The organism is Streptomyces sp. NPDC001219 (genome assembly GCF_053597915.1).
Genome location: NZ_JBSFJF010000144.1, coordinates 1 through 5220 on the forward strand (window position 1 = coordinate 1; position 5220 = coordinate 5220).

Consider the following 5220-nt stretch of genomic DNA (forward strand, 5'->3'; position numbering starts at 1 on the left):
CGCTACGAGAAGACCGCAACCATCTACCTGGCCGGACTCCACATCGCAGGCATCTTCCTCTGGTCAGCCAGATGATCCAAACGAAACTGCCTAGGGCCTGTCGTTTGGGCTCCCGCTTGGGCAGTGTCCTGGGCGCTGGGCGAGAGCCGTGCGCTGGGCCGGAGTGAGCCTTCCGTGCTGGGCTGTGACCAGGTGGGCGCCGGAGGAAGTGCGCTGAAGCGCCAGTGGTCCGCAGACTTCTGCCTGGTGCTCGGCGGCTTGTACAGCAGTGGCGGTGCGCGCCTTTGGCCAGCCGAGGGCGGCGGCGAGTTCGCTGGTGGTGAGGGGCCGGGCCGCGTGGAGGAGGGCGGCGAGTACGGTAATCGCGTCCTCGAGGGGCACGGTGGTCGACGGGCTGGTCATGTCCCGGTGGATTCCGACGAAGAATTTGTGCATGGCCTGGAGCCGTGCGCCTGCGGGGGTGCTGGGTCCGAACAGGTTGGCACCCTCCTGGGCGGTCTCGGCCCACACCGCGTTCTTGTGGGCGCTGGTCAGCCAGGCGCGGAGCCAGACGTCGTCATCGATGACGTGGTGGGCGCGGCGTCGGCCGGGCTCGTACTTGCGTGTGAGGACATCGAGCCCTTCGAGGTATCCCACGGCCTTGGACACCGAGGCCGGGCTGACTCGCAGCCGTTGGGCGAGTTCCGCAGCAGTTCGCGTACCAGAGGGGGTAGTTACCAGGCAGACCAGCACCCTGGCGGCCGTGCGGGGCAGACCGGTCGCGATCATCATGGTCGCGAATCTGTCCATGTAGGCGTGGACGGCGGCGGGGTCCCGCCCGTGCGTGGCCTCGGCACCGGTGGACGGTGGCGTCGCGGGCCGAGGTGGCCGGTTGCGTCGCTGCCAGGCGCTGGCCCGGTCGGCGTGTTCCGCGCGGTAGCCGCCCGGCCCGCCGTTGCGGGCAACCTCCCTGCTGACGGTCGAAGTCGGCCGTCCCAGTCGTCGGGCGATCGCGGCGTACGGCAAGTCCTCGGCCAGTCCCGCCTCGATGTCCCTGCGGTCCTCCGCGGTGAGTCTCCCGCCGCCCATATCCGCCCTCCCACCGTGGGCACCGCGAGCCGGCCGGCGTGACCGACTCCGCACACCCCCATGCGTTGCGTTAGCCGTCACCGGCAACGCTACAAGATCCGGGAAACTCCCTGATTCCCGGAGATTCCAATGCTTACACCGCTTCTGCGGATACATGTGCACCGTAGCTTTCAGGTGTCGCGAAAAGATGAAACCAAGGGGTTCACATGGAAGAGGCCACGTCCGCAGCGCACGTCACCCGCAGGGACCACGAAGCCGCCCAGCGGGTGCTCGACCAAGCGGTGCGGGAAGGGGGAGTGCCAGGAATTCTTGCTCAGGTCCATGACGGCGGCGGGCACTGGTTCGGCACGGCGGGGGTCGCTGACACACGGACTCGTCGGGCGCGCGGGCATGAGGACCGGTTCCGGATCGGCAGCATCACCAAGACCTTCACCGCCACAGTGATCCTGCAACTCGTGACGGAGGGCCAACTGGCCGTGGAGGACACGGTGGAGCGATTGCTGCCGGGTGTGGTCACCGGGAACGGGCACGACGGCAACACGATCACAGTCCGACAGCTCCTCAACCACACCAGCGGAGTCTTCAGCCACACCAGCGACCAGCCGGCACTGAGCAAGCAGGAAAGCTACACGCCCGAAGAACTCGTGGAGATCGCCATGTCACATCCGGCCGACTTCCCGGCGGGGACGGGCTGGGCGTACTCCAACACCAACTACATTCTCGCCGGGATGATCGTTGAGCAGGTGACCGGCCGGATGCTCGCCGATGAGATCGCTGACCGTCTCGCCCGCCCGCTCGGTCTGACGGGAACCTCCCTGCCACTCGGCGCCGACCCGGTGCTCTCCGAACCTCATTCGAGCCACTACACCAAATTGTTCTCCCCCGATCCGGACGCCACGGTCTACAACGTCACAGAGCTGGAGACGAGTCCGTACTGGGCGGCGGGCGGCATGATCTCCACTGTCGCCGACCTCAACCGGTTCTTCACAGCACTGCTCGGAGGGCGCCTCCTCCGGCCGGAACAACAGCGCGAGATGTTCACCATGGTCCCGACGGAAAGCTGGCTTCCGGGGGCCACCTACGGTCTCGGCATCTCCCGCCTGACCCTGCCCTCCGGCACGGCGGTCTGGGGTATGGGCGGCGCGCTCTTCGGCTCCTGGTCGTACGTCTACGGCACACGCGATGGCACACACACGCTCGCAGTGAATACCAACGCCGACTGGGCAACGGGACGTTGGGAGGACCCCATCCGCATCTTCACCGACCTCCTGGAGGCCGAGTTCAGCCGCAGAGCCGACTCGGGCACCGCACGAGGCAATCGGGCTCTCTTGTTTGGATCATCAACCTCAGAGTCGAACTGATACCAACGAAACTGCCTAGTCGCCACAGCGCCCCGCGAGGCGGATATCCGGGTCAGGTGGTGCGGCTAACCCGTCGGTCACCCAATGAGCGCCCTAATTTGGCGTATCGCCGGAGTGCGGTGCCGGGCTCCCCTGGGTGACCTGGGCGGCGCTGCGCTCGTTGAAGGCGCACATAGTCCCCCACGTGACCCGTCAGGGCCTCGCAGCCGTTCGCGCAGCGAGGCCCTGACCGGTGTTCAGGGGAGGTCTACCGCGCGCTGCCGGCACCCGCCTGAGCGCCTGGCCGCCCACTGAGCGATCACTCCCATCATCCAGGACAAGGAACATCCATGTCTGAGATCACCTCTCAGGCCGAGCTCGCCCGCTCACGAGCGTCTGTCGCGAAAGTGCTGGTCACGGCCGCTCGTTGAGGACTGCGACTGACGCACAGCAAGTTGCTCGTATCTCATGGCGGCAGCGCCACCGCGCAGGAGCTTCTGACGGTTGCGGACTCGGTCCGCCGGAACCGGGATCGTTGCCTTGATCCCGCCAGAAGTGCGAACGACTCACGGCTGAACGGAAAGCCATCGCGAAAACGCAGGAGATGCATGGGGATATCCCCGTATGTGCGCCCACTGGCGCTGCACCGTCGCAGCCGTGATGATCTGAAACAGCCTTGACCTCAACCAGACTTGAGGTCCTAGCTTGGTAATCATGACGACCATAAGCACCCCGCAGAATGGCACCACCACGCCCGGCCAGCGGCCCATCGCCCTGGTCGCCTGGGGCGCCACCGAGGCGATCCTGCGGCACTCGCAGGAGGCCCTGGCACGCATCGACATGACCCAGCCCCAGTGGTGGGCGCTCAACAACATCGTCCGGGCTGAGCACGGCCTCACCAGGGAGGAGATCCGCGCCTTGGCCGTGCCCTGCGGCATGGGCACCCAGGTGATGGTCCATGCCGCCGACGCCCTCGTACACCGGGGCTGGCTCGACATCGGCGCGGACGGCCGGCTGACGCTCACGGAGCGGGGCCGCGAGGGCCTGGCGACGGCGAAGGGACGCATGGGCCGGGTGCGCGCGGAACTCCTCGGCGACATCACGGACGAGGAGTACGCGACCGCGGTCTCCGTGCTCCAGCGCGTCACCGACAACCTCACCCAGGGGCTGTTGTGAAGGTGCTGGTCACAGTCATTCGTTGATGGCCGCGACCAGCACGGTCGCCTCGTAGCGAACGGCAAGCTTGTCGTATCTCGTTGCCACCGCGCGGTGGCGCTTGAGTCGATTGATCCCGCATTCAACTGCATGGCGCTCTTCGTAGTCGGCCTTGTCGAACTTGGGCGGGTGACCGCCGCGGAAGCCGAGTTTCTTGCGGTTGCGGATCTGGTCGGCCTTCTCCGGGATGGTGCAGCGGATGCCGTGTCTGCGCAGGTAGGCGCGGTTCGCGCGGGAGCCGTACGCCTTGTCGGCGTACGCGCCCCGGCGGGTTGCTGGTGGGCCCGGGCGATCGTGGAGTCCACGCTCATGTCCCATGTGATCAGGCCTTTCGCATCGGCTTCGGCTTGAGCTGCTCGAAGATCCGCTGCCAGGTGCCATCGCGCCACGGCGCGCCGGTCCTGGTCCGCCACCGTATGCGCGACATCGGCGACCTCGCCGCAGTCGGCCTGGGTCAGATCACCAGGGCCGTCAAGCACCGGCTCAGGCAGATCCAGTACCGCCCGGACCTTGTCGACAGCTGCCTCACCGGCACCGGCCTGACCATGGATGGCTGACCGGGCATCACCCAGGTCACGTTCAGCATCCCAGGCAGGCTGTGGGCTCCTCCTCGACGGGCCCACGGCCGGTCACGTGCTGCGGCTCCACGCGTCGACTGTGGCGGCGGCCCAGGCCCTGAGGCGTTCCGGGAACTCTTCGGCGGGGAACGTCCCGTCGACAGCGACATCTTCGATCGTCACGGAGAAACGGGGCGGCGGCGCGTCCCGTTGCGGCAGTGCTGCCTCGCAGGCGACTTGTGAAGGCATGTCCGTCACGCGATGGGAGTTGCCACGACGAGCCCGACCGACAAGCCGGTTCACTTCGCTGAGGCCGCCTTCGAGATAGGCGTGCAGGAGCGCCCATGCCATCGCACCGTCGTCAGCGGGAAGCCGACTGGGGTGCTGGAACAGGAAGCAAGAGACCGAAACGCCGTGCAACGGCCCCCACGGGGCCTGCCGTTCATGGTCCAATGCGAGCAAGGCATGGAAAAGATCGCCACAGGATCGTGGGCCCACGGACACACCGCACTCCGCGCAGGATTCCATGTCTCCTCCTTGATCGTCGAAGCGCAGCGTAGGACGTTCGCGACAGTCGCGCAGCTGAAATCCTGGATGGTACCGACATCACATATTCAAGCTCAGTAGCAACTGCTTGACCGGGGTGGATGACCGGTTCTGGGCGTGCGGTCCGTAACCCGCTGTCCGCCCACCCACCGGGCCGCCGTACGCCCCGGCATCAGCCGCTCCATGGCCCAGCGCTACCTCAAACACCTCGAATACGGCAGCCACCCCACCGTCACCCTGGATTACGGCGACGACGCCGGACGCCCCGAACACCGTTACCCGTGGGCGGGCACAAGCTGACCGGACGGTGCTGCGGGGGCACGTACCCCAGGACGCCCGGCGAAGCCCCGGGGACCTACCCCAGCCATGCCCCGCCCCGCATCAGTACTGATCTCGCGACTAGGGCGTGTCTCTTTGACGGGCTGATCAGTTGATCGGATGTGTCTCTCCGATTAGTGATCACTGATGCGATGTGGGACCGGATCGAGCCGCTG

The 5220-nt window shown here is 66.8% G+C and carries 5 protein-coding genes and 2 pseudogenes; 4 read left to right on the forward strand and 3 right to left on the reverse strand.

Annotated elements, in window-relative coordinates; genetic code table 11:
- Positions 1-90 precede the first annotated feature (90 nt).
- Positions 91-1068: a helix-turn-helix domain-containing protein gene (locus ACWC9R_RS36815; RefSeq protein WP_450738215.1), complete on the reverse strand. Its 978-nt coding sequence runs from the start codon at positions 1066-1068 to the stop codon at positions 91-93.
- Positions 1069-1274: 206 nt separating this feature from the next.
- Here ACWC9R_RS36815 and ACWC9R_RS36820 point away from each other — a divergent pair, with 206 nt between their 5' ends.
- Both ACWC9R_RS36820 and ACWC9R_RS36825 read left to right on the forward strand, forming a co-directional pair.
- Entirely contained in the window at positions 1275-2429 is a 1155-nt protein-coding gene (locus tag ACWC9R_RS36820; protein WP_450738217.1) for a serine hydrolase domain-containing protein, read from the forward strand.
- Positions 2430-3122: 693 nt separating this feature from the next.
- Positions 3123-3584 carry a MarR family winged helix-turn-helix transcriptional regulator gene (locus ACWC9R_RS36825; RefSeq protein ID WP_450738219.1) on the forward strand — a complete coding sequence of 154 codons (462 nt, stop codon included), beginning with the start codon at positions 3123-3125 and terminating at the stop codon, positions 3582-3584.
- Between the two features lie 15 nt (positions 3585-3599).
- Here the strand turns inward: ACWC9R_RS36825 and ACWC9R_RS36830 are convergent.
- Positions 3600-4059, reverse strand: a pseudogene (locus tag ACWC9R_RS36830) (transposase); the annotation flags it as partial.
- On the opposite strand from ACWC9R_RS36830, the pseudogene ACWC9R_RS36835 reads away from it, so the two are divergent.
- Positions 4043-4180 (forward strand): annotated as a pseudogene (locus ACWC9R_RS36835) (IS630 family transposase); the annotation flags it as partial. The pseudogenes ACWC9R_RS36830 and ACWC9R_RS36835 overlap by 17 nt on opposite strands.
- 72 nt (positions 4181-4252) lie before the next feature.
- Here the strand turns inward: ACWC9R_RS36835 and ACWC9R_RS36840 are convergent.
- Positions 4253-4708 carry a DUF5946 family protein gene (locus tag ACWC9R_RS36840; RefSeq protein ID WP_450738221.1) on the reverse strand — a complete coding sequence of 152 codons (456 nt, stop codon included), beginning with the start codon at positions 4706-4708 and terminating at the stop codon, positions 4253-4255.
- A gap of 135 nt (positions 4709-4843) precedes the next feature.
- On the opposite strand from ACWC9R_RS36840, the gene ACWC9R_RS36845 reads away from it, so the two are divergent.
- On the forward strand, positions 4844-5026 hold the full coding sequence (locus ACWC9R_RS36845; protein WP_450738223.1) for a hypothetical protein: 183 nt from the start codon (positions 4844-4846) through the stop codon (positions 5024-5026).
- Positions 5027-5220 lie beyond the last annotated feature (194 nt).

Excerpts from the sequence above, each read along its gene's own strand:
- ACWC9R_RS36815 (WP_450738215.1), bottom strand. The coding sequence starts at position 1,068 with ATGGGCGGCGGGAGACTCACCGCGGAGGACCGCAGGGACATCGAGGCG.
- ACWC9R_RS36820 (WP_450738217.1), top strand. The coding sequence starts at position 1,275 with ATGGAAGAGGCCACGTCCGCAGCGCACGTCACCCGCAGGGACCACGAA.
- ACWC9R_RS36825 (WP_450738219.1), top strand. The coding sequence starts at position 3,123 with ATGACGACCATAAGCACCCCGCAGAATGGCACCACCACGCCCGGCCAG.
- ACWC9R_RS36840 (WP_450738221.1), bottom strand. The coding sequence starts at position 4,708 with ATGGAATCCTGCGCGGAGTGCGGTGTGTCCGTGGGCCCACGATCCTGT.